General features: G+C 61.8%; 22 protein-coding genes. 10 read left to right on the top strand and 12 right to left on the bottom strand.

Annotated elements, in window-relative coordinates; translation table 11 throughout:
• The first annotated feature begins 106 nt into the window (after nucleotides 1-106).
• A complete protein-coding gene (locus G3O01_RS28060) occupies nucleotides 107-340 on the top strand; it encodes a hypothetical protein (RefSeq protein WP_205809854.1) in 234 nt (77 codons plus the stop codon).
• A 165-nt stretch (nucleotides 341-505) separates the two neighbouring features.
• A complete protein-coding gene (locus tag G3O01_RS28055; RefSeq protein ID WP_205809853.1) occupies nucleotides 506-1174 on the top strand; it encodes a glycine zipper 2TM domain-containing protein in 669 nt (222 codons plus the stop codon).
• Between the two features lie 82 nt (nucleotides 1175-1256).
• Here the strand turns inward: G3O01_RS28055 and G3O01_RS28050 are convergent, their stop codons facing one another.
• Nucleotides 1257-2075, bottom strand: coding sequence for a helix-turn-helix transcriptional regulator (locus G3O01_RS28050; protein WP_205809852.1), 819 nt, complete (start codon nucleotides 2073-2075; stop codon nucleotides 1257-1259).
• 183 nt (nucleotides 2076-2258) lie between these two features.
• Here G3O01_RS28050 and G3O01_RS28045 point away from each other — a divergent pair, with 183 nt between their 5' ends.
• From G3O01_RS28045 to G3O01_RS28030, 4 genes are all read left to right on the top strand, one after another.
• Nucleotides 2259-3104: a carbon-nitrogen hydrolase family protein gene (locus tag G3O01_RS28045; protein WP_205809851.1), complete on the top strand. Its 846-nt coding sequence runs from the start codon at nucleotides 2259-2261 to the stop codon at nucleotides 3102-3104.
• Nucleotides 3105-3251: 147 nt separating this feature from the next.
• Nucleotides 3252-4592: an APC family permease gene (locus G3O01_RS28040; protein ID WP_205809850.1), complete on the top strand. Its 1341-nt coding sequence runs from the start codon at nucleotides 3252-3254 to the stop codon at nucleotides 4590-4592.
• 204 nt (nucleotides 4593-4796) lie between these two features.
• A complete protein-coding gene (locus G3O01_RS28035; protein ID WP_205809849.1) occupies nucleotides 4797-6008 on the top strand; it encodes a putative DNA modification/repair radical SAM protein in 1212 nt (403 codons plus the stop codon).
• A 16-nt stretch (nucleotides 6009-6024) separates the two neighbouring features.
• Nucleotides 6025-7500, top strand: a complete 1476-nt coding sequence (locus G3O01_RS28030) for a UdgX family uracil-DNA binding protein (RefSeq protein WP_205809848.1) — start codon at nucleotides 6025-6027, stop codon at nucleotides 7498-7500.
• Between the two features lie 2 nt (nucleotides 7501-7502).
• Here the strand turns inward: G3O01_RS28030 and G3O01_RS28025 are convergent, their stop codons facing one another.
• Nucleotides 7503-7745: a DUF6429 family protein gene (locus G3O01_RS28025; RefSeq protein ID WP_205809847.1), complete on the bottom strand. Its 243-nt coding sequence runs from the start codon at nucleotides 7743-7745 to the stop codon at nucleotides 7503-7505.
• Between the two features lie 198 nt (nucleotides 7746-7943).
• Here G3O01_RS28025 and G3O01_RS28020 point away from each other — a divergent pair, with 198 nt between their 5' ends.
• Nucleotides 7944-8474: a GNAT family N-acetyltransferase gene (locus G3O01_RS28020; protein WP_241024318.1), complete on the top strand. Its 531-nt coding sequence runs from the start codon at nucleotides 7944-7946 to the stop codon at nucleotides 8472-8474.
• 60 nt (nucleotides 8475-8534) lie between these two features.
• Here G3O01_RS28020 and G3O01_RS28015 read toward each other — a convergent pair whose 3' ends face one another.
• The 4 genes from G3O01_RS28015 to guaB form a co-directional block, all read right to left on the bottom strand.
• Nucleotides 8535-8807 (bottom strand): hypothetical protein, encoded by a 273-nt coding sequence (locus G3O01_RS28015; protein WP_205809845.1) that lies wholly within the window; start codon nucleotides 8805-8807, stop codon nucleotides 8535-8537.
• A gap of 38 nt (nucleotides 8808-8845) precedes the next feature.
• Nucleotides 8846-10429 (bottom strand): glutamine-hydrolyzing GMP synthase, encoded by a 1584-nt coding sequence (gene guaA / locus G3O01_RS28010; protein ID WP_205809844.1) that lies wholly within the window; start codon nucleotides 10427-10429, stop codon nucleotides 8846-8848.
• A gap of 218 nt (nucleotides 10430-10647) precedes the next feature.
• Nucleotides 10648-11451 (bottom strand): hypothetical protein, encoded by an 804-nt coding sequence (locus G3O01_RS28005; RefSeq protein WP_205809843.1) that lies wholly within the window; start codon nucleotides 11449-11451, stop codon nucleotides 10648-10650.
• A 6-nt stretch (nucleotides 11452-11457) separates the two neighbouring features.
• Nucleotides 11458-12918, bottom strand: coding sequence for an IMP dehydrogenase (gene guaB / locus G3O01_RS28000; protein ID WP_205809842.1), 1461 nt, complete (start codon nucleotides 12916-12918; stop codon nucleotides 11458-11460).
• A 307-nt stretch (nucleotides 12919-13225) separates the two neighbouring features.
• On the opposite strand from guaB, the gene G3O01_RS27995 reads away from it, so the two are divergent.
• The gene (locus G3O01_RS27995; RefSeq protein WP_205809961.1) at nucleotides 13226-14200 is read left to right on the top strand and encodes a DMT family transporter; all 975 of its coding nucleotides are present in this window, start codon (nucleotides 13226-13228) and stop codon (nucleotides 14198-14200) included.
• A gap of 114 nt (nucleotides 14201-14314) precedes the next feature.
• On the opposite strand, the gene G3O01_RS27990 is transcribed toward G3O01_RS27995, so the two are convergent.
• Nucleotides 14315-14647 (bottom strand): RnfH family protein, encoded by a 333-nt coding sequence (locus G3O01_RS27990; RefSeq protein WP_205809841.1) that lies wholly within the window; start codon nucleotides 14645-14647, stop codon nucleotides 14315-14317.
• Complete coding sequence (locus G3O01_RS27985) at nucleotides 14644-15081, bottom strand: type II toxin-antitoxin system RatA family toxin (RefSeq protein ID WP_205809840.1); 438 nt, start codon at nucleotides 15079-15081, stop codon at nucleotides 14644-14646. The genes G3O01_RS27990 and G3O01_RS27985 overlap by 4 nt, the downstream gene beginning before the upstream one ends.
• A gap of 131 nt (nucleotides 15082-15212) precedes the next feature.
• On the opposite strand from G3O01_RS27985, the gene smpB reads away from it, so the two are divergent.
• A complete protein-coding gene (smpB, locus tag G3O01_RS27980) occupies nucleotides 15213-15653 on the top strand; it encodes an SsrA-binding protein SmpB (protein ID WP_205809839.1) in 441 nt (146 codons plus the stop codon).
• 790 nt (nucleotides 15654-16443) lie between these two features.
• Here the strand turns inward: smpB and G3O01_RS27975 are convergent.
• From G3O01_RS27975 to ppsA, 3 genes are all read right to left on the bottom strand, one after another.
• Entirely contained in the window at nucleotides 16444-17367 is a 924-nt protein-coding gene (locus G3O01_RS27975; RefSeq protein WP_205809838.1) for an SPFH domain-containing protein, read from the bottom strand.
• 66 nt (nucleotides 17368-17433) lie between these two features.
• Nucleotides 17434-17886 (bottom strand): NfeD family protein, encoded by a 453-nt coding sequence (locus tag G3O01_RS27970; protein ID WP_205809837.1) that lies wholly within the window; start codon nucleotides 17884-17886, stop codon nucleotides 17434-17436.
• 119 nt (nucleotides 17887-18005) lie between these two features.
• Entirely contained in the window at nucleotides 18006-20411 is a 2406-nt protein-coding gene (gene ppsA / locus G3O01_RS27965) for a phosphoenolpyruvate synthase (RefSeq protein WP_205809836.1), read from the bottom strand.
• 445 nt (nucleotides 20412-20856) lie between these two features.
• Here ppsA and G3O01_RS27960 point away from each other — a divergent pair, with 445 nt between their 5' ends.
• Nucleotides 20857-21672, top strand: coding sequence for a pyruvate, water dikinase regulatory protein (locus G3O01_RS27960; protein ID WP_205809835.1), 816 nt, complete (start codon nucleotides 20857-20859; stop codon nucleotides 21670-21672).
• 16 nt (nucleotides 21673-21688) lie between these two features.
• Here G3O01_RS27960 and G3O01_RS27955 read toward each other — a convergent pair whose 3' ends face one another.
• Nucleotides 21689-22474: an RNA methyltransferase gene (locus G3O01_RS27955; protein ID WP_205809834.1), complete on the bottom strand. Its 786-nt coding sequence runs from the start codon at nucleotides 22472-22474 to the stop codon at nucleotides 21689-21691.
• Between the last annotated feature and the right edge of the window lie 70 nt (nucleotides 22475-22544).

Below are 22544 nucleotides of genomic sequence, written 5' to 3'. Positions count from 1 at the left end.
GGATTTGTCAGACGCCTAGAGGACACACCCAGGAATAGGATTTGTCGTATGGGATGGCATTTCTCGCCGAGATATGGTTGTGAGTTTTGCCGATGCACGACTCCCCATGTCCCTTCAAAAATTTTCACCTGCCATTGTCTCGATTCAACCGAAGCGCGCCGTCAAACCCACTATCTGCGCGAGCACCCAGCGGGGTCGGATCGTGTGGTTCGTGAAGGTAGTCGTAGCGAGCGTCGTTCTGTCGCTCGCGTTGTCGGGCTGCGGCGTGTTCTGCAACATCGGCGGCGGCAGTGGCGGGATCGGCGGCAATTGTGACGTCGGCACCGGCTTCCGCTTCTGAGCCGTCCCTCTCCGATCCATTTCCTGCTCGCGCGATCGTTTCGCAAAACGTTTTTATCCGAGGCGCAATTTACACACTGTTACGCGAGCCGCGCGTCAATAACGATCTGCCTTTCCCTATACTCGTCGCCGTCCACAGCTGGTGGCGCCACGACAATTACGCAACATGACCCACACCCGTTTTGCTCGCCCGATCGTTCGAACGACGTTGATCGCGCTCTGCGTCACGCTGCCGCTCGCAGGCTGCGTCGTCCCTGGCAATTCGCCTTATGCATCGGGCTATGGCTCGACTTACGCTACGCAACCGGCTTACGCGCAACCGGCACAGCCTGCCTATGCGCAACCTGGTTACGTGCAGCCGCCGCAGTATCAGCAGCCGTATCAGCAGCCCTACGCACAACAGCCGCAGTATCAGCAACAGCCCGGCTACGATCAGCAGTCCGACTGGCAGAACAACCAGGCTTACCAGCAGCCGCAGCAGGGCTACGGCGAGCAATACGGCGTAGTCTCGTCGATCCAGCCGCTCGCGAATCCGGGCGCCGTGACGACGGGCGGCGTCGCCGGAACGGTGATCGGCGCGGTCGTGGGCGGTGTGATCGGAAATCAGTTCGGACGCGGCCACGGACGCGATGCGGCAACGGCTATCGGCGTGCTGGGCGGCGCCGTCGCGGGTAATCAACTGGGTCAGCAGGCAGGCGCGTCGTCGCCGGGTGGCTACCGTATTTCGGTGCAACTCAACGACGGCTCGGTGCGCGCGTTCGACGTCGGCACGCCCGGCGATCTGCATCCCGGCGACCGCGTGCGTATCGCGGGCAACCGGCTCGACCGTTACTGAGTCATCTGGCCCATGCGCTGATCCATGCGCGGGCGCACACTGTGCGCCGCGCATGTCGCTCTGATCACGCTACCGAACAGCATCACTCCGATTCAACCGCCCTGCCCGGCTCATAAAACATCGCAAATAGTTCGGACTGCGATCCGACGCCCAGCTTCGCGTAGATGTGCTTCTTGTGTGCGCGCACCGTCTCGAACGAAATGGACAGCTTCTCAGCGATCGCGCGCGACGAAAACCCGCTCAACGACAGCATCGCCACTTCGATCTCGCGCGCAGTCAACGCGCCGCGCCCGTTCTTGCCGGTGAGCATGCCGAAGCGCGCGTGCAGATCTGCCCCGTCGCTTTCCGACGCACGCGGCACCTCCTCGACGACGAACTTCTCGAAGCGCAAACGCTGTTGCATCAGCGCGAGCACCCACGGTGAGTACAGCGTCAGCAACGCAATCTCGCGCTCATCGTAGCGACTCGTCTTGCCGAGCGAAAAGCCCATCGTGTGATCGCGATCGATCACGACATTGAAGTGCACCTCGTCGCCGACGATATTCTTCTTGAAGTACCGCTGGTAATACTCGGTCATCCGGAAGTTGTCGGGCGCGACGTCCGCGAGCGTGTAGAAGCCCGACGCCTGCGTTTCGAACGCGGCGAGATAGAACGGATCGAGCTGATACAGCGCGGCCAGATAATCCTGGAACATCACGTCGATCTTGCCGTCGGGCAGCGCCTGTTCGGCGAGCACGAGCGGCGCGGCATCGCGGTGAAAACGCAGCGCGACCCAGCTATCGAAACCGACATGCCGCTCCAGCACGCGCGTGAGGCGCGCCCAGAAATGCGGCCCGTCGAGGGCATCGATGGCCGAACCGATCTCCCGATGAAAAGCGAGATCTCGCCATTCGAAGTCCATCGTGTCCTCCGGTGAGGGTAACCCTCGTGGGTAATTTCAAGACAAAAATAATACCCCGATAATCAGCCTCAATACGAGCAATGGCGGCGCACGCACTGTTCTGCGCGACGCAAGAATCGCGCGGCACGAGCACACTGGCAGCACAGCGCACGACACTGAAAGGCATCTGGAAGGAGGCAATACATGCAGGTAGAACTGGCGCAACTCGCGCTGATCGACAGCGACGTCGCGAACAATACGCGCAAGGTCATCGAAACGATCCAGCGCGCCGATACGGCGGGCGGCACGAAGCTGATCGTGTTCCCCGAAACCTCGCTGTCGGGCTTTCCGACGCGCGAAAACGTCGCCGATGTCGCGCAGACGCTCGACGGCCCGGCACTGACGTCCGTGCGCAACGCGGCGTGCGAAAAAGGCGTGTCGGTCGCTGTCGGCCTTGCCGAACGCGACGGCGGCCAGTTCTACAACACGACTGTGCTGGTCGACGAACAAGGCGAGATCGCGCTGCGTTATCGCAAGACGCATCTGTGGGCATCGGACGTGGGCGTGTTCACGCCGGGCGACCGCTACGAGACCTGCATGTGGAACGGCCTCACCGTGGGCCTGCTGATCTGCTACGACATCGAGTTTCCCGAATCCGCGCGCGCGGTTGCCGCGCTCGACGCCGATCTGCTGATCGTCACCAACGGCAACATGGACCCGTTCGGTCCCGTGCATCGCCGCGCAATCCAGGCGCGCGCGATGGAAAACCAGATGTTCGCGCTGATGGTGAACCGCTGCGGCACCGGCGACGACAACCTGAGCTTCCCCGGCCTGTCCGCGCTGATCGATCCGTTCGGCGAGACCGTGCTCGAACTGGGCGGCGACGAAACGGTGACGAAGGCGACGATCGATTTCAAGCGGCTCGAAGCCAGCCGCGAGCACTACAACTATCTGCACGATGCACGGGTGCCGCTTGGCCTCGTGCCCGTCGAACAGTCGAACGGCCATCGCGCGCTGATGATCGAAGCGCGCCGCCGCCGAAACGACTAACCGCTTTTCAGCAGTCTGCAAGGAACATACCGCACGGGGCATGCGCGCCCCGTGCGTGTGCGCTCACGTCCGTCGAAATGCCAGCCATAAGGCATCCATACGACATCCATATCGGCCATTCCTGTTGGCCTGGCTTTAGGAGAAATCATGCAAGCGTCGTCATCCTCTGAACCGTCGCACCTGAAGCGCACGCTCGGCTTGCCGTCCGTGCTGTTGTTCGGCCTCGCCTACATGGCGCCGCTGATCGTCTACGGCACTTATGGCGTGCTCGCCAAGGCGTCCGACGATACAGCCGCCCTCGCCTATCTGCTCGCGCTGATTGCGATTGCGTTCACGGCACTCAGCTACGGCAAGCTCGCGCGACTCTTTCCCGTCGCCGGCTCGGCATATACGTACACGCGCAAGACCTTCAATGCGCATCTGGGCTTCATGATTGGTTGGGCAACGCTGCTCGACTATTTCTTCCTGCCGATGGTGATCTGGCTGATCGGCGCGGCGTATCTGAACGCCGCGTTTCCGCACGTGCCGTCGTGGATCTGGATCGTCGCGTTTATCGTGCTGACGAGCGGGTTGAACATCGTTGGTATCGAACTGGCTGCGCGCTTCAATATCGTGCTGATGGTCGTGCAGCTGGCGATCGTCGCGATGTTCGTCGCGCTGTGCTGGCACTATGCGTCGGCAGCGGCGGGTCCCGGCGGTATTGCGATGGCCGAGCCGTTCTTCAAGCCGCACGTGCCGCTCGGCGCGACGATGGCGGGCGCAGCGATTGCCGCGTATTCGTATCTCGGCTTCGATGCCGTGTCGACGCTGACGGAAGAAACCATCGATCCGAAGAAGAACATGCCGCGTGCGATCCTGCTGATCGCGCTGATTGGCGGCGCGATCTTCGTGATCGCCGCATACACGATGCAGCTTGCACACCCGGGCGTCGAGTTCAAGGACACCGATTCGGCTGCGTTCGAAGTGGCGAAAATGATCGGCGGCGACATCTTCGTGACCGTGTTTCTCGCGGGTCTGATTCTGGCGCAGTTCGCGTCGGGGATTTCGGCGCAGGCGAGCGTCGGCCGGTTGCTGTATGCAATGGGCCGCGACGAGATTCTGCCCAAGCGCTTTTTCGGCTATATCCATCCGCGCTACAAGACGCCGGCGATCAATATCGCGATTGCGGGCATCGTCGGGCTGATCGCGCTGAAGCTCGATGTGGCGACGTCGACGTCGTTCATCAACTTTGGCGCATTCCTCGCGTTCACCGCGGTGAACCTGTGTGTGATCCGTGTGTATCTGTCGGGTAATCACGGCGACCGCAAGATTGGCGTGCTCGGCGGGCTGGTGTTTCCGCTGATCGGCGCGGTGTCGGATATCTGGCTGCTCGCGAGCCTGGAGAAGACGGCGCTCGTGCTCGGTGCGGTGTGGTTCGTGCTCGGTCTCGTGTATCTGTGCTGGATCACGCGCCTGTTCCGCCAGGCGCCGCCGGAAGTGGCGATCTAAGAGACTGTCCTGCTCGCTCGAGCGACCAGGTCGAATAAAACGCGGCGCAATCAGCGCCGCGTTTTTTCCATTCACGCTGTACAGCTTTCGGATCGAAAAACGAAACAAAGCCAGGACAGCGACGGAATTGGCTCCCTTCCCTGACTTGTGGACATCAGCGGACAGCGTAAAATACTGTACACATATACAGTGTCGCTGTCCGCCATGGAACTGCTCAAAAAGCTCGAAATACTCGCCGACGCCGCCAAGTACGACGCGTCCTGCGCGAGCAGCGGCGCACCGAAACGCAGTTCGCGCGGCGGCGAAGGGCTGGGCGCCAGCACGGGCTCAGGCATCTGCCACAGCTTCACGCCCGACGGCCGCTGCGTGTCGCTGCTGAAAATCCTGCTGACCAACTTCTGTCTGTACGACTGCCAGTACTGCGTGAACCGGCGCACGAGCAATGTGCCCCGCGCACGCTTCACGCCGGAAGAAGTCGTGAGTCTCACGCTCGATTTTTACCGGCGCAATTACATCGACGGGCTGTTTCTGAGCTCGGGCGTGATCCAGTCGTCCAACTACACGATGGAGCAGCTGGTGCGCGTCGCGCAGTCGCTGCGCGAAGATCATCTGTTTCGCGGCTATATCCATCTGAAGACCATTCCCGATGCCGATCCGCAACTGATCGCACAAGCTGGCCGTTACGCGGACCGCCTGAGCGTGAACATCGAACTGCCGACGGAAATCAGCCTCGAACGGCTCGCGCCCGAAAAAAGCGCGCGCACGATTCGCCTGGCAATGGGTTCGATCCGCCTCGCCCGCGACGAAGCCGATAGCGACGCAAAGGCGCCCCGCTTCTCGCCTGCCGGGCAAAGCACGCAGATGATCGTCGGCGCGGACGACACCAGCGACAGCACCATTCTGCAGACGGCCGAAACGCTGTACGGCTCGTATCAACTCAAGCGCGTCTACTATTCCGCGTTCAGCCCGATTCCCGACAGCCCGACGGCGTTGCCCGCACAAGCGCCGCCGCTGCTGCGCGAGCATCGTCTGTATCAGGCAGATTTTCTGCTGCGCGGCTATGGTTTTCGCGTCGATGAACTGTTCGACCAACCCGGCAACCTCGCGCTCGATATCGATCCGAAGCTCGCATGGGCATTGAGTCATCGCGACAGCTTTCCCGTCGATCTGAACCGCGCCAACGCGCGCATGATCGCGCGCGTGCCGGGTATCGGCATGCGCAATGCAAAGCGTCTGGTGGAACTGCGGCGCTCGCGGCGTATCCGCTATCAGGATCTCGTGCAGTTGCGCTGCGCGATGGGCAAGACGCGGCCTTTCGTCGTCACCGACGACTATCGTCCCGCACAGGACGACATGTCGACGCAGCGCTTGCGGCACGCGTTGACGCCGCCGCCCGCGCAATTGTCGCTGCTCTGACTGCGAGCGCACGCGCATGCGAGTCATTGCGATCGAAGACAGCTATACGGCGTGGCGTGAAGCTGCCTTGCAAGCGCTCGCAGGCCATGTGGCGCCGGAAGAGATCGACTGGCGTATCGATGGCGACGAAGCTCGCGCGGCCGCCTCCGCGCTGTTTGATGACGCTGAACCTCTAGCGCTCGCGAGCGGCGTGTCTGCGGAGGTCCGCATTTCCCGCGACCTCGCCGAGTTGCTGAAGGACGCAGCGCTCTATCGCGATACGGCGCGTTGGGCGTTTCTGTATCGCGTGCTCTGGCGCTGGCATGGCGGCGATCGATCCGTAGCATCGCCCGCAGACAGCGACGGCGCCCGGCTCTACAAGATGGCCAAAGCTGTGCGCCGCGCGAAGCACGACATGATCGCGTATGTGCGTTTCCGGCTGCGCGAGCCCGGCAACGATGCGCCCGCGCCGGATCTGCCCGAATATGTCGCGTGGTACGAACCGGACCATGACGTGCTCGCATGGTGCGCCGAGCATTTCGCGCGTCGCATGGGGCGTTCGACGTGGCTCATTTCGACGCCCGACAGCGCGGCATGGTGGGACGGCCGCGCGTTGCATCTCGAGCGTCGTCCGGCGTCGTCCCATGATCATGCCAGGCACGGCGCCGATGAAGCCGAAGCGCTCTGGCTCACCTACTACCGCAGCACGTTCAATCCGGCACGACTGAACGAAACCGCGCTCGAACAGCACATGCCCGTGCGCTTCTGGAAGGGTTTGCCGGAAGGCCACCTGATTCCGTCGATGATCAGCGAAGCGAAAAGCGGCGCGCAGCGGCTCGCGCAGGCGCGCGGCGTCGGCGAACTGGGCGGCAAAAGCGTGCCTGTCGATGCGCACAGCGCGCAGCCCACGCGTCAGCAGCCCTCGACGCTCGACGCCTGCAGGCGCTGCGAATTGTGGCGGCACGCGACGCAGGCTGTCGATGGCATCGGTCCCTTCGATGCTTCGATCATGCTGATCGGCGAGCAGCCGGGCGATCAGGAAGATCTCGCGGGCAAGCCGTTCGTCGGCCCGGCAGGCAAGCTGCTCGATATGGCGATCGAGCGCGCGGGCTTGCAGCGTGAGAGCCTCTACCTGACCAACGCCGTCAAGCACTTCAAATGGCAGCTGCGCGGCAAGCGGCGTCTGCATAAAACCGCGGCGCAGCAGGAAATCGACGCTTGCGGGTACTGGCTCGAACGGGAGCTTGAGCGTGTGAAGCCTGCTGTCGTCGTGACGCTGGGCGCGACTGCGTTGAGTGCGCTGCTGCGCGAGAAAGTCAGCTTGCGCGACTGGATCGACAAGCCGCTCGATGTGGACGGCATGCAGGTGATCGCGACCTATCACCCGTCTTTCGCGCTACGCCAGGACAGTGACGATGCGCGCGACCGGGTGCTCGATGCGATTGCTTCGGCGCTTGCCCGGGCGCGTGATCTGGCGCGCACGCAACAGGAACGGCAGCACGCGGCGCGCTAACGTCACGCGTCTTTGCCACCGGCATGCATGAAGTGTTTTGTGAAAAGCCGCTTTGCTTCACGCAGCCCCTCGTCGGTAAACACGACGGACTTCGCCTTGTTGACGGGATCATCGATCATGCCCCGCTCGTGGAGCCGGTTCAGCGCATCCCAATCGAAGTTCTTCCATGCGCGGTCGTTGTCGTGCAACGTCAGGTAAAGAAGTGCGAGAACCGCGTCATCAACAGCAGCAGTATCGATGTCCATTGCGTTCACTCAGATGCGTTAAAGATTGGCCGAAGTACCGTTCGATACTTGCCAGAATCTGATCGAACGACCTGCGCCCACGCGTCGGCACAACGATTTTAGGATCGATCCATTGCCCGTACACTCGACACGCGTTTTGCTCCCTTTCGCCGGGAATGAAAGCTGGCGCGTCGTCGCAGAATGCGCGAGCATTCGTTGATGCGATGGACCAACGCCGTGCTAACCACGCTCGAAACCTTACGTCTGCGCCTCGAACCGTTCGACGAAACTCACTTCGCCGGGCTGCTCGTGCTCAACTCCGATCCCCTGATCATGCAATTCCTCGGCGACGGCTCGCCCGCGACGCAGACGGAAGTGCTCGAGAGCATCGATACCGCGAAGGCGCGCTGGGAACGGTTCGGCTTTTCGTGGTGGTCATTCATCAGCAGACAGAGCGGCGAAATCATCGGCGCCGGCTGCGTGCAACACATCGAAAACGAAGCGGGCAATCCCGTCGAAGTCGGCTGGCGTCTGAAGCGCGATCATTGGGGACAAGGCTACGCGACGGAGGCCGCGCAGGCGATGATCGGCTTCGCATTCGATCAGCTAGCGCTCCCTGCTGTTTATGCGACCACGCATCCGTCGAATGAACGATCGATCAATGTGATGAAGCGGCTTGGCATGCGCAGCGTCGGGTTGCAGCCGTACTACGGGACGCTTGCCGCGACGTATGTGCTGGAAAGAGCGTAACCCGCAGCCCATCCATCTCAAAATTAGTCCTCGTCCGATGTCAGACGCTTACGCGCTTCCCTATTCTTGAAGCATCGACAGCGCGCCACTCGACACCAAAGCGACCGCGCCTGTTACCACCTTCATCGACAGGAGCGCGTCATGTTTGCCTACTTCCTTCTCAGCCAGTTCAGCCAGTGGCTCCGTTTCGTGGACAAACCGCGTTGCGGCGCGTTTCTTGCCGCGTCCGTCGATATCGAAGAACTGAACAGGAACGTTCGACGATACGATCGATGACGTCGCCCCGATGCGTCTAGACAAGAAAAAAGCCCGCTTGCGCGGGCTTTTGAACATTCAGGCGTTGGTTAGTGCCGGCACGTCAAGACGTCCGATCACTCCCATTCAATCGTCGCAGGCGGCTTGCCCGAAATGTCGTACACCACACGATTGATACCGCGCACTTCATTGATGATCCGGTTCGACACATGGCCGAGCAGATCGTGCGGCAGATGCGCCCAGTGCGCCGTCATGAAGTCGAGCGTCTGCACCGCGCGCAGCGCGACGACATATTCATACGTGCGGCCATCGCCCATCACGCCGACGCTCTTCACCGGCAGAAACACCGCGAACGCCTGGCTCGTCAGGTCGTACCACGACTTGTCCGTGTCCTTGTCGATGAACGTACGCAGCGTTTCGATGAAAATCGCATCCGCGCGACGCAGCAGATCCGCATACTCGCGCTTCACTTCGCCGAGAATCCGCACGCCGAGGCCGGGGCCAGGGAACGGATGGCGATACACCATCGAAGGCGGCAGGCCGAGCTTCACGCCCAGTTCGCGCACTTCGTCCTTGAAGAGTTCGCGCAGCGGCTCGAGCAGCTTCAGATTCAGCGTTTCCGGCAGACCGCCGACGTTGTGATGGCTCTTGATCGTATGCGCGGCCTTCTTGCCCTTGCCCGCCGATTCGATCACGTCCGGATAGATCGTGCCTTGCGCGAGCCACTTCGCGTCAGTCAGCTTGCCGGCTTCCGTCTGGAACACCTCGACGAACTCCGCGCCGATAATCTTGCGCTTCGCTTCGGGATCCGTCACGCCCTTGAGCTTCGACATGAACGCTTCGCTCGCGTCGACGTGGATCACCTTCACGCCGAGGTTGTCGGCGAACATCGACATGACCTGCTCGGCTTCGTTCAGACGCAGCAGACCGTGATCGACGAACACACAGGTAAGCTGATCGCCAATCGCGCGATGCAGCAGCGCCGCCGCCACCGACGAATCCACGCCGCCCGACAGACCGAGAATCACGTGCTCGTTGCCGACCTGCTTGCGGATGTTCTCGACGGCTTCGTCGATGTAGTTGCCCATTTCCCAGTCGGGCTTCGCGTCGCAGATCTTCAGCACAAAGCGCTCGAGCATCGCGCGGCCCTGCACCGTGTGCGTGACTTCCGGGTGCCATTGCACGCCGTAGAAGTGACGGGCCTCGTCGGCCATCGCGGCGATCGGGCACGATTCCGTCGATGCCATCAGCTTGAAGCCTTCCGGCATTTCCAGCACCTTGTCGCCGTGGCTCATCCACACCTTCAGCATGCCGTGGCCTTCCGCCGTCGCGAAGTCCTGGATGCCGTCGAGGAAGCTCGTATGGTTGCGCGCGCGCACTTCCGCGTAGCCGAATTCGCGCATATGGCCGACGTCGACCTTGCCGCCGAGTTGCTCGGCCATGGTCTGCATGCCGTAGCAGATGCCCAGCACCGGCACGCCCGCTTCGAACACCGCTTGCGGCGCGCGCGGCGTGTCGCTCTCGGTCACCGAGTTCGGGCCGCCCGACAGGATGATGCCCTTCGGTTTGAATTCGCGGATGAACTCGTCGCTGACGTCGTGCGGATGGATTTCCGACAGCACGTGCGCCTCGCGGATACGACGTGCGATCAGTTGGGTGACTTGCGAACCGAAGTCGAGGATCAGGATCTTGTCATGCATGGCAGCGGACGGAATCTAAAAAGAACGGATAGGGAAAGCCGTGGGGGCCGCAATGCGACCGAACCGAACGGCGTTGTATTTGAAACGGATTGGCTTGCGCGGCGTGGGCGGACTGAGCGCCGCATCGCTGCGTGCCGTGATCGACTGAAAAGCTCGATAAAAGACCTGCGCGCAGACGGATTCCAGTTGGTTCGACAGTGGGCGTGAGCTTGCGCGGGTCAGCCATGAAACGGCGGCCGGGGCGTGCCGGATTTGCCTTCGGCGGCACGCGCATCGGCTTCGTTGCGCTCGGCTGCCGCGCGTTCGCGCGCAGCGGCGTCCTCGTGCACTTCGGCGCGGCGTTCGTGCGCCTGCGCATCTTCATGCGCGGCGGCGGCCGCTTCGGGCATGGTTGCGCGCGGCGCTGCTGCAGCAGCCGTCAGACCAGGCTCGACGGGATGTCCCGTCGCGGGACTCACCGGCGTAGCGCGCAACGACGGCTCGACATGCGGCCCGCTAGCAGCGGGATACACGACGCCGGGGCGCGCCACCTCGCGCTCGCGTTCAGCCTTGCGCGCCTCGTTCTCGGCATCGCGCGCGGCTACACGGTCGGCACGCTCAGCGGCGGCCGTACCGGCCAGCCGCTCACGCCGCTTCACAGCACCCGCGAGCCTGACGCCACCTAACCCGAGCACGAGCAGCACGACGGCCACCAGAACCGCCACCAGCTGACCCAAACCCGTCAACTGCGGTGTATGCAAGCCGACCAGCCAGACCAGCATCAATACGCCTGTCAGCCAGTTCACGTGGCCAACGACCTTGGCCGTCGTCACCGTCATCGCACCGTTGATCGACGCATGCAGTGCAAGCCACGCGAGACCGATCAGCGCAATGCCTGCACCCTGCCCAACCAGCACAGGATCCGTTTGCACCAGCTGCAGCGCGTCGTACAACGATTTCCATGGCGTGAGCAGGAACAGCAGCCCGAACGCCAGCAACAACAGAGCATCGATGATCAGTACGGCACGCAGCAGCGGCTTCATCGGCGATTAGTCCACGTGGTAGTTGGGGGCTTCCTTCGTGATCTGCACATCGTGCACGTGCGATTCGCGCATGCCCGCCGCCGTGATTTCGACGAACGACGCCTTGTCGTGCAGTTCGTCGATCGTGCGGCAGCCGCAGTAGCCCATCGAAGCGCGCACGCCACCGATCAGCTGGAACAGGATCGCGCCAACCGAGCCCTTGTATGCGACACGGCCTTCGATGCCTTCCGGCACGAGCTTGTCGATGTTCGCGGAGTTGTCCTGGAAGTAGCGGTCAGCCGCGCCGTCCTTCATCGCGCCAACGGAACCCATGCCGCGGTACGACTTGTACTGGCGGCCCTGATACAGGAACACGTCGCCCGGCGATTCTTCCGTGCCGGCGAACATGCTGCCCATCATCACCGCATTCGCGCCGGCTGCCAGCGCCTTGCTGACGTCGCCCGAGAAGCGCACGCCGCCGTCCGCGATCACGGGCACGCCCGTACCCTTGAGCGCATCCGACACATTGGCGATAGCCGAGATCTGCGGCACGCCCACGCCTGCGACGATACGCGTCGTGCAGATCGAGCCCGGGCCGATACCGACCTTCACGCCGTCCGCGCCGTATTCGACGAGCGCCTTCGCTGCGTCGGCCGTCGCGATGTTGCCGCCGATCACTTCGACGTGCGGGAAGTTCTTCTTGACCCACTGGACGCGCTCGAGCACACCCTTGCTGTGGCCGTGCGCCGTATCGACGACGATCACATCGACGCCTGCCTGCACCAGCAGTTCCACGCGCTCTTCGTTGTCCGCGCCAACGCCGACGGCCGCGCCTGCGCGCAGCTTGCCGTGTTCGTCCTTACAGGCGTCCGGGTGTTCCGTCTGCTTCGTGATGTCCTTCACGGTCATCAGGCCGCGCAGTTCGAACGCGTCGTTGACGACCAGCACGCGCTCGAGGCGGTGGCTGTGCATCAGCGCCTTCGCTTCGGCGAGCGGCGTGCCTTCCTTGACCGTGACGAGGCGCTCGCGCGGCGTCATGATGGTGCGCACGGGCTCATCCAGACGGGTTTCGAAACGCAGGTCGCGGTTCGTGACGATGCCGATCAGTTGCGCGCCTTCGACGACCGGAAAGCCCGAAATGCCATGCTGGCGCGACAGCGCGATCACGTCGCGCACCTTCATTTGCGGCGGAATCGTGATCGGATCGCGCACGACGCCCGACTCGAAGCGCTTGACCTTCGCGACTTCGCGAGCCTGCTCTGCCGGCGTGAGATTCTTGTGGATGATGCCGACGCCACCCATTTGCGCCATGGCAATAGCAAGGCGAGCTTCGGTGACGGTGTCCATCGCGGCGGACACGAGCGGCATGTTCAGGGAGATGTTGCGGGTCAGCCGGGTTTTCAGGCTGGTGTCGCGCGGCAAAACGTCGGAGAAAGCCGGGACGAGGAGCACGTCATCGAACGTGAGTGCTTTTTGGATCAGACGCATGGCAAATCCTATGGGCGCAAAAGCGGATTATACGCGATACCGCCCGGTTTTCGCTGCGCGAACAGTCAGTTAGCGAAATTCTTCAATGCTTTTTCGCGTCGAACGACCGTCTGATTTCGCTTCTGCGTTCGCCTCGCGTTCGAACGGGTTTCGTATGCTCGTTCGAACGTGCGAGCGTCCGGGCGTGCCGTCAGGCATGCTTTTTCCAGCATAGACGACGCACGGCAAAGTGCAGGATCGAACAAGACGCGAACCCGTCCGACCCGCTATGCTTCGCGCACTTTTCAGTTTTCGATGGGGCAAGACAATGCGGCGCGGCGTGGTGTACGGGATGTTGGCGGGAGCGTTATGGGGCATGGTGTTTCTGGTGCCGCGGCTGCTACCCGATTTTTCGCCCGTGCTGCTGAGCGCCGGCCGCTATGTGATGTATGGCGTCGTGTCGCTCGTCGCCGCGCTGCCGTCCGCACGCTCGCTGCTGCGCCGTCTCACCCGCGAAGATCTGAACGCGCTCGTCAAGCTTGCGCTGGCGGGCAATCTGCTCTATTACCTGCTGCTGACGGGTGCCGTGCACCTGGTCGGTATCGCGCCGTCGTCGCTGATCGTGGGCGTGCTGCCCGTCACCGTGACGCTGCTCGGGCGGCGCGATCATGGCGCCGTGCCGCTTGCGCGGCTGGCGTGGCCGCTCGCGCTGGTTGTTGCGGGTATCGCGTGCATCAACGTCGATGTGTTCGGTAGCGCGGGAGAAACTTCGGGGTCAATCATCACCAAGCTCGTCGGGATTGCCTGCGCGGTCGGCGCGCTTGCCTGCTGGACGTGGTTCGCCGTCGAGAACGCGCGCTATCTGCAGCGGCATACCCATTTCAGCGGCAATGAGTGGTCCGTGCTGTGGGGCGTCGTGACGGGGATGTTGGGTGCGCTGCTGTGGCTCGGTGTGGCTGTGCTGCCGTCGTCGGCGGTCGATACTTCCCATGTCGACGCACGCTGGCATCTTTTCTGGCTGCTGAATCTGGGACTTGCGATCGGCGCGTCGTGGCTCGGCAACGGCTTGTGGAATGCCGCGTCCAAGCGCCTGCCGCTGACGCTGTCGGGCCAGCTGATCGTCTTCGAGACCTTGTTCGCGCTGCTCTACGCGTTCATTTACGACCACCGGATGCCCCGTCCGCTCGAACTGGCGGCGATCGTGCTGCTGGTCGCGGGCGTCAGCTGGTCGGTGCGCCAGCACGCCGACGACGATTCCGACCGCACGACGCTCGAAGACAAGGCTCAGGCGGCTGTGCACTAGCCGCTGATGCGGGCCGGGCCACGAACGCTGGCCGCCCGTTCGAGTCCCCAAACAGAAACGGCGCACCGCCTGACACGGTGCGCCGTTTGTCCTTTGTTCACGCGAAATCGCGGGTCAGCGCGAATCCTTGTGCAGCCACTTGCGCCCTTCCACCGATCCCTCCTGGCGCGACTTTGCGACCCGCCGCTGCCGCGCGAGCTTCGGATCGACGATCAGCGGCCGGTAAATTTCGACGCGATCGTGATCCGCGAGCACCGTATCCAGCGGTTTGAGCTTGCCGAACACACCCGTTTTCTGTTTCGTCAGATCGATTTCCGGATGCCGCGCGAGGATACCGCTCGTGTCGATGGCCTGCCTGAGCGTCGCGCCTTGCGGCAGTTGCAGTTCGATCAGCGTCTGCGCGCCCGGCAGCGCGTAGCAGACCTCGATGGTCAGATTGCTGCTCATGCCTTGCCGTAGCGCTGGTCGGCGCGCTTCACGAACGATTCGACAAAAGTGTTCGCGATATGGCTGAACACCGGCCCGATGAGTTTCTCCAGCAGAATGTTCGAGAACTCATAGTGCAGCGCGAACTCGATCTTGCAGGCATCGGCGCGCAGCGGCGTGAAGCGCCAGTAGCCGGTGAACTTCTTGAACGGGCCGTCGGCGAAATTCATGTCGATGCGCGTCGGGCGTTCCTGGGTGTTGTGGGTCGCGAAGTGCTGCTTGATGCCCTTGAAGTTGATGTCGATCTTCGCTTCCATCAGGTTTTCCTCCTGGCGGCGAATCTCGACGCCGCCGCACCAGGGGAGGAAATTGGGGTAATCGGCGACATCGGTGACGAGGTCGAACATCTGTTCCGCCGAATGGCGTATCAACACGGTTTTCTGGACATCTGCCATAAATTGAACAGCGCGTGGCAACAGGGATTGAGAAATAGCGAACGCGTGACAACTGAATGACACCGCGGCGGGTTTTCGGCGCCCCGCTTTGCTAAAATCGTGATTTTAAACGAGTTGGCCAGTTTCCATTCATGAGCATCATCGACAACAGAAAAGCGTTCTTCGACTACTCGGTCGAGGAGCGTTACGAGGCGGGGCTCGTGCTGGAGGGCTGGGAAGTCAAGGCGCTGCGCGCCGGGCGCGGGCAGATCAAGGAAGGCTACGTGGTCATCAGGAACGCGGAGCTGTTTCTGATCGGCACGCATATCAGCCCGCTGCCCGAGGCATCGAAGTTCGCCAATCTGGATCCCGTGCGCACGCGCAAGCTGCTTTTGCACGCTGAGGAGATCAGCAAGCTGATCGGCAAGGTCGAGCAGCGTGGGTATACGCTCGTGCCGCTGAATTTCCATTACAAGAATGGGCGGGTGAAGTGTGAGATCGGGCTTGCGAAGGGCAAGAAACTCCACGACAAGCGTGAGACCGAGAAGAAGCGGGACTGGGAGCGGGAGAAGGCACGACTCATGAGGTCGTGAAGGTTTTTTGCTGCTTGCAGCGCCTGGCTTTTTTTGCTGTTTTTGGGGTTGCTGCTGGTGGTTTTGGTTTCAGGTTTTCGCTGGCATCCGCGATTTGTCTTGCCTGCTTCACGCGTCGCCCCTGTGCGGGGCGGCACCTACTTTTCTTTGCCGCGGCAAAGAAAAGTAGGCAAAAGAAAGCCGCTGAACACCGCCAGCTTTTCTTCCTGCCCACGGGCCCCCAACAGCCCCGTCCTGTTCGCGACAGCGTTCTTCTCGACACCCGCTGCCAACGCTCTTATTGAGCGCCTCACCCACTTCACATTCCCGCGTCGCCACATGCGCGATCAAAACGCCCACGTTCTATAGCGGCAAACTGTGTGTAGGCCATCGCGCCGTACACGCATCACTCCGGACTGAAAAGCACGATCGGTGTCGTAGAAACGCTGCCGGGTGAAGCACTACGACCGACACACAGTTTGCCACCTGGGCGGCCGCAACCATTCGCTGCCGCTTGCTGCGCTACGGGTGATTGACGCGGGTGAGGCGCCTGTTCAAGGTGTTGGCAACGGGCATTGAATGGCAGAACGCCGCGTGAAGTGGAGGACCCGTTGGGGGCCCTCAGGCGGCGGTCAAGAACGGGCGGTGTTAGCCCGCTTTCTTTGCTTACTTTCTTTGCGGCGGCAAAGAAAGTAAGTGCCGCCCCGCACAGGGGCAACGCGTGAACAAGGCAAGACAAAACGCGGATGCCAGCGCAAAGCGCAGAAAAACCAAACCCAGCGTCACAGACACAACCAACCCAACAACAACTTCAAGCCTTAGCCTGCCCCTTAACAATCGTCAAAGCCGAAGCAATCATAGAACTCACATCAGCCATATTTCCAGGCACGATGAGCGTATTACCTGCCTTGGCCAGGTTGCCAAACGCATTCACATACTGCTCAGCAACCTTAAGATTCACAGCCTCCATCCCACCAGTAGATTGAATAGCAGCCGCGATCTTTTGAATCGCCTGCGAATTAGCCTCCGCAACAGCAAGAATCGCGGCCGCCTGCCCTTGCGCCTGATTGATCGCCGCCTGACGTTCACCCTCAGACTTCTGAATCGCCGCCTCGCGGCCCCCAGACGCGATATTGATCTGCTCCTGCTTCCGCCCTTCAGAGGCGGCAATCAGCGCACGCTTCTCGCGCTCCGCCGTAATCTGCGCCTGCATCGCATGAAGAATCTCCTTCGGCGGCGTCAGATCCTTGATCTCGTACCGCAGCACCTTCACGCCCCAGTTCGACGCGGCTTCGTCCAGCGCCGACACGATCGAATGATTGATGAAGTCGCGTTCCTCGAACGTCTTGTCGAGTTCGAGCTTGCCGATCACCGAGCGCAACGTGGTCTGCGACAACTGCGTGATCGCGAACACGAAGTTGCTCGACCCATACGACGCCTTCATCGGATCGGTGACCTGAAAATACAGCACGCCATCCACCTGCAACTGCGTATTGTCACGCGTGATGCAAACCTGGCTCGGCACGTCGAGCGGAATCTCCTTGAGCACATGCTTGTACGCGATCCGGTCGATGAACGGCAGCACGAAGCTCAGGCCCGGCGTGAGCGTCGCGTGATAGCGGCCGAGGCGCTCCATCACCCACGCATGCTGCTGCGGCACGATCTTGATCGTCTGCGCAGCCATCACGATCACGACGATCAGCAACACCAGTCCAACGATGCTCGATGAATCCATTCCTGCACCCCCACTCTATTTTGATTGTTGTGCGCTTTCAGATGCGCTTAGGTCAGATCAGACGACTCAGGCTCGCGCCGGTGCATGCCTGCAAGCAACGACGACAAGGCAACTGCCGCGCAGCGCAGTAATTTCGTAGAGATGCGCATCTTCCGGCTCGCCGGGCGCGAGTTCGACGTCCCATGACGCGCCGCGGTAATTTGCGCGCGCACGTCCGTCGTGCCACGCGGACACGGTCAGCGTCGAGCCGATATCGATATTGACGTCAGGATTGCGCGCAGCCTCGGCGCGCGTTTTCGTTTTGCGCCCAAAGCGCGATTTGCGCAGCAACAGCATCGCGGCGAGCGCCACCGCAGCCGCGATGCCCAGTTGCAGCGAAAGATCGAGGCCGGCGAGACGCGCCAGCGCCGCCGCGATAAAACCGAGCGCCACCATCAGCAGATAGAACGTGCCATGCATCAGTTCGAGCACGATCAGCACGCCCGCGCCAATCCACCAGAACAGTCCACTTTGCAACACTTTCGCCTCCACAAAGCAAAACACCCCGGATCTACCGGGGTGTTTATAGCATGAAGCGTCCAGCTTTTATCGTTCGCGGAAGCACGTTTTACGTGCCTCTACAGATCGATGCGCAATGCTTATTTTGCCGTCACTTTCGCCAGGTTTTGCCACGTCTCGATGATCGTGTCCGGGTTCAGCGAAATCGACGCGATGCCTTCCTTCGTCAGCCACTCGGCGAAGTCGGGGTGATCCGACGGACCCTGACCGCAGATACCGACGTACTTGTTCAGGCGCAGGCACGTTTCGATCGCGCGCTTGAGCATGAACTTGACGGCCGGATCGCGCTCGTCGAAATCGACGGCGAGCAGTTCCATGCCCGAGTCGCGGTCCAGACCCAGCGTGAGCTGCGTCAGGTCGTTCGAACCGATCGAGAAGCCGTCGAAGTACTGCAGGAACTCTTCGGCGAGGATCGCGTTCGACGGCACTTCGCACATCATGATCAGGCGCAGGCCGTTTTCGCCGCGCTTGAGGCCATACTTCGCCAGCAGACCGACCACGCGCTCCGCCTGCTTCAGCGTACGCACGAACGGCACCATGATCTCGACGTTGTCGAGGCCCATCTCTTCGCGAACGCGCTTGAGCGCGATGCACTCCATCTCGAACGCCTGCGCGAAGTCTTCAGCGATGTAACGCGACGCGCCGCGGAAACCGAGCATCGGGTTTTCTTCGTCCGGCTCGTAGCGCGAACCGCCGATCAGCTTCTTGTACTCATTCGACTTGAAGTCCGACAGACGCACGATCACGGGCTTCGGGTAGAACGCCGCGCCAATGGTGGCGATGCCTTCCGTCAGCTTGTCGACGTAAAACGCACGCGGCGATGCGTGACCGCGCGCGACGCTTTCGACTGCCTTCTTCAGGTCCTGATCGATGTTCGGGTATTCGAGAATCGCCTTCGGGTGAACGCCGATGTTGTTGTTGATGATGAACTCGAGACGCGCCAGACCCACGCCCTTGTTCGGCAGTTGCGCAAAGTCGAACGCGAGTTGCGGATTGCCGACGTTCATCATGATCTTGACGGGGATTTCCGGCAGTTCGCCGCGCTGGATTTCCGTCACTTCCGTTTCGAGCAGACCGTCGTAGATCTTGCCTTCGTCGCCTTCCGCGCACGAGACCGTCACCAGCGCGCCGTCCTTCAGCACGTCCGACGCATCGCCGCAACCAACCACTGCCGGCACGCCCAGCTCACGCGCGATGATCGCCGCGTGGCACGTACGACCGCCACGGTTCGTGACGATCGCCGCCGCGCGCTTCATGACGGGTTCCCAGTTCGGGTCGGTCATGTCCGCGACCAGCACGTCGCCCGGCTGCACACGCTCCATTTCCGACGGATCGTGAATCACGCGCACGGGGCCCGCGCCGATCTTCTGGCCGATTGCGCGGCCAGTTGCCAGCACCTGCGACTGACCCTTCAGCTTGAAGCGCTGCTCGGCCTTGTTGCCGCCCTGGCTCTTCACCGTTTCCGGGCGCGCCTGCAGGATGAACATCTTGCCGTCGCGGCCGTCCTTGCCCCACTCGATGTCCATCGGACGCTGGTAGTGCTTTTCGATGATGACGGCGTACTTCGCCAGTTCGATCACGTCTTCATCGGTGATCGAGTAGCGGTTGCGCTGCTCGTGCGGCACGTCGACGGTCTTCACGCGGCCTTCTTCGCCAGCCTTCGTGAATTCCATCTTGATGAGCTTCGAGCCGATCGAGCGACGGATGATCGGGTATTTGTTCTGTGCGAGCGTGGTCTTGAAGACGTAGAACTCGTCCGGATTCACGGCGCCTTGCACGACGGTTTCACCAAGGCCGTAGCTCGACGTGATGAAGACCGCGTCCTTGAAGCCGGATTCCGTATCGAGCGTGAACATCACGCCCGCTGCGCCGACGTCCGAACGCACCATGCGCTGCACACCCGCCGACAACGCGACTTCAGCATGCGTGAAGCCCTTGTGGACGCGATAGGAGATTGCGCGGTCGTTGTAGAGCGACGCGAACACGTGCTTCATGCGATCGAGCACGTCTTCGATGCCGACCACGTTCAGGTAGCTTTCCTGCTGGCCGGCGAACGATGCGTCGGGCAGGTCTTCCGCCGTCGCCGACGAACGCACGGCAAACGACAGCTCTTCAGGCGAGCTCTTGGTCAGCGTGTCGAACGCTGCACGGATTTCCTGCTCGAGACGCGCTTGCATCGGGGCGTCGACGATCCATTGACGGATCTCTTTGCCCGCAGCGGCGAGCGCCTTCACGTCGTCGACGTCGAGCGTCTCGAGACGTTGGGCGATGCGTTCGGTCAGGTTGTTGTGATGCAGGAAGTCGCGAAATGCGAGCGCCGTCGTGGCAAAGCCCGTCGGCACACGAACACCCGCTTCAGCGAGCTGACTGATCATCTCGCCGAGCGAAGCATTCTTGCCGCCGACGATTTCCACGTCGGTCATTCGCAACTGCTCGAATGGAACTACATACGCCTGATCCTTAGCAACGTTAACTGCGTTAGTCATACAAGCCCCTAAGTGTGGAAAAAATACACGATTGCGCAAGTGGGCTTGAACACGGGGCGCCCATTGGGAGCGTGTACCCGTGCCTTGCGCAACCTGTTGGAGAAGCAATCGCGAGTGGCTTTTGTGCACCGCACGAAGCCCGACGAAGCAGGAGATTGCCCGAACTTGCCGCGTAGCCGCGCAAGTTAGAAACAAATCACGCCGCAATCAGAGTGGGATAACAGATAGTTACACCCGATTTCGCTGCAATTGCTTATCCAACAGGTTGCCGCTATTCTACCGTGCCGACTCTCAAAATGTGACAGTCGGACGAGAAATGCGCCAGAACGGCGCACACTGCGCCGCAGAAGCGCCGTTGCAAGTTTCCGGCCAGCCACCGGGCAGCGCGCGAAGCGGCAATGTCTGATTTCGAGTGGCTGCTGCCGCTCATGTTCCCTGCCCACTGATGCCGCCCACCGTATTCATCGTCTCCGACGGTACCGGGATTACTGCCGAAACCTTCGCGCACTCGATCCTCTCCCAGTTCGACCAGAAATTCCGCCTGGTCCGCGTGCCGTTCGTCGATTCGACGGAAAAAGCCTACGCTACGCTCGAAAAGATCAACGAAGCCGCGAATCACGAAGGCCGCCGTCCGATCGTCTTCACGACGCTCGTGAATAGCGCGTCGAACCAGATCGTGAAGGATTCGAATGCGCTCGTGCTGGACATGTTCCAGACCTTCGTCGAGCCGCTCGAACAGGAACTGGAGCTGAAGTCGAGCCACGCGATGGGCCGCGGCCACCAGAACGCGGACACAGAGGAATACAAGAACCGCATCGAAGCGATCAACTTCTCGCTCGCGCACGACGACGGCCAGTCCAATCGCAATCTGGAAGAAGCCGACGTGATCCTGGTTGGCGTGTCGCGCAGTGGCAAGACGCCGACCAGCCTTTACCTGGCGATGCAGTACGGCGTGAAGGCGGCAAACTATCCGCTGATTCCCGAAGATTTCGAGCGCGGCAAGCTGCCGACGCCGCTGCTCGCGCATCGTACGAAGATGTTCGGCCTGTCGATCGATCCGCAGCGGCTTTCGGAAATTCGCAACGAGCGGCGTCCGGGCAGCAAGTACGCGGCAATCGAAAACTGCCGCTATGAAATCAACGAAGCCGAGACGATGATGCGGCGTGAAGGGGTCAAGTGGCTCTCGTCGACGCACAAGTCGATCGAGGAAATCGCGACGACGATCCTGCAGGAAATCAAGCTGGACCGGTCGTCGTATTGAGAACGATGCAGTGACATCAGCCGGCAGCGCGCTGCTGCCGGCACTGCTCGAAAAGACACACGGCGGCGGCGGCCGCGACATTCAGCGACTCCATCCCGCCCGGCTGCGGAATCGTCACGCGGTACGTCACCGCGTCGCGCCACGGCTGCGACACGCCCGCCCCTTCATTGCCAAACACCCACGCCACCGGGCCCGCAAGATCCGTGTCGTAGATCGCTTCGGCGCCATGCGAGTCGGTGATCGCGACAGGCACATCGAGCCGTTCGATCAGCGTCTGCGGTTCGATATCCTCGTGAATCTGTAGCAGAAAATGCGCGCCCATGGCCGAGCGCAGCACTTTCGACGACCACGCGTACGCCGTGCCCGGCGCGCAGAACACGTGATCGATGCCCGCCGCAGCCGCGCTGCGCAGAATCGACCCGACATTGCCCGCATCCTGCACGCCGTCGAGCACGACGCAGCCTTGCGTCACGCGCTCCGGCAATGGCAGATCGAGCTTCTCGACCAGCAGCAGCATGCCGACGCCATTGACGACGTTCGACAGTTGCCCAAACAGCGCATCCGGCAACGTGACGAGGCGCCGCTCCTCGATGCGCGCGACGATCGCCTGCGCTTCGTCGTGACGCAGCGCGCCCTCCGTGACGACGCACATTTCCGGCTGGCCCGCGACGTCGAGATACGCGCTCGCAAGGTGAAAGCCTTCGAGCAGCGCATGACCGCTCTTGCGCTGTTGATGCGTCGAACCGGCCAATGCCTTCAGACGTTTGTAGAGCGGATTGTCCCGCGAGGTGATGGCTTTCACTGGCAGCGAAGACCGTATCGGTACGAAAAATAAAGCGGTGAAAAGAAAAGCGCCCGCGGGCGCTTGATCG

Source organism: Burkholderia sp. Ac-20365 (assembly GCF_017104715.1).
Taxonomy (GTDB): Bacteria; Pseudomonadota; Gammaproteobacteria; order Burkholderiales; family Burkholderiaceae; genus Paraburkholderia.
The sequence above is the reverse complement of the archived record's forward strand: the minus strand, read 5'-3'. Positions and strand labels throughout refer to the sequence as shown.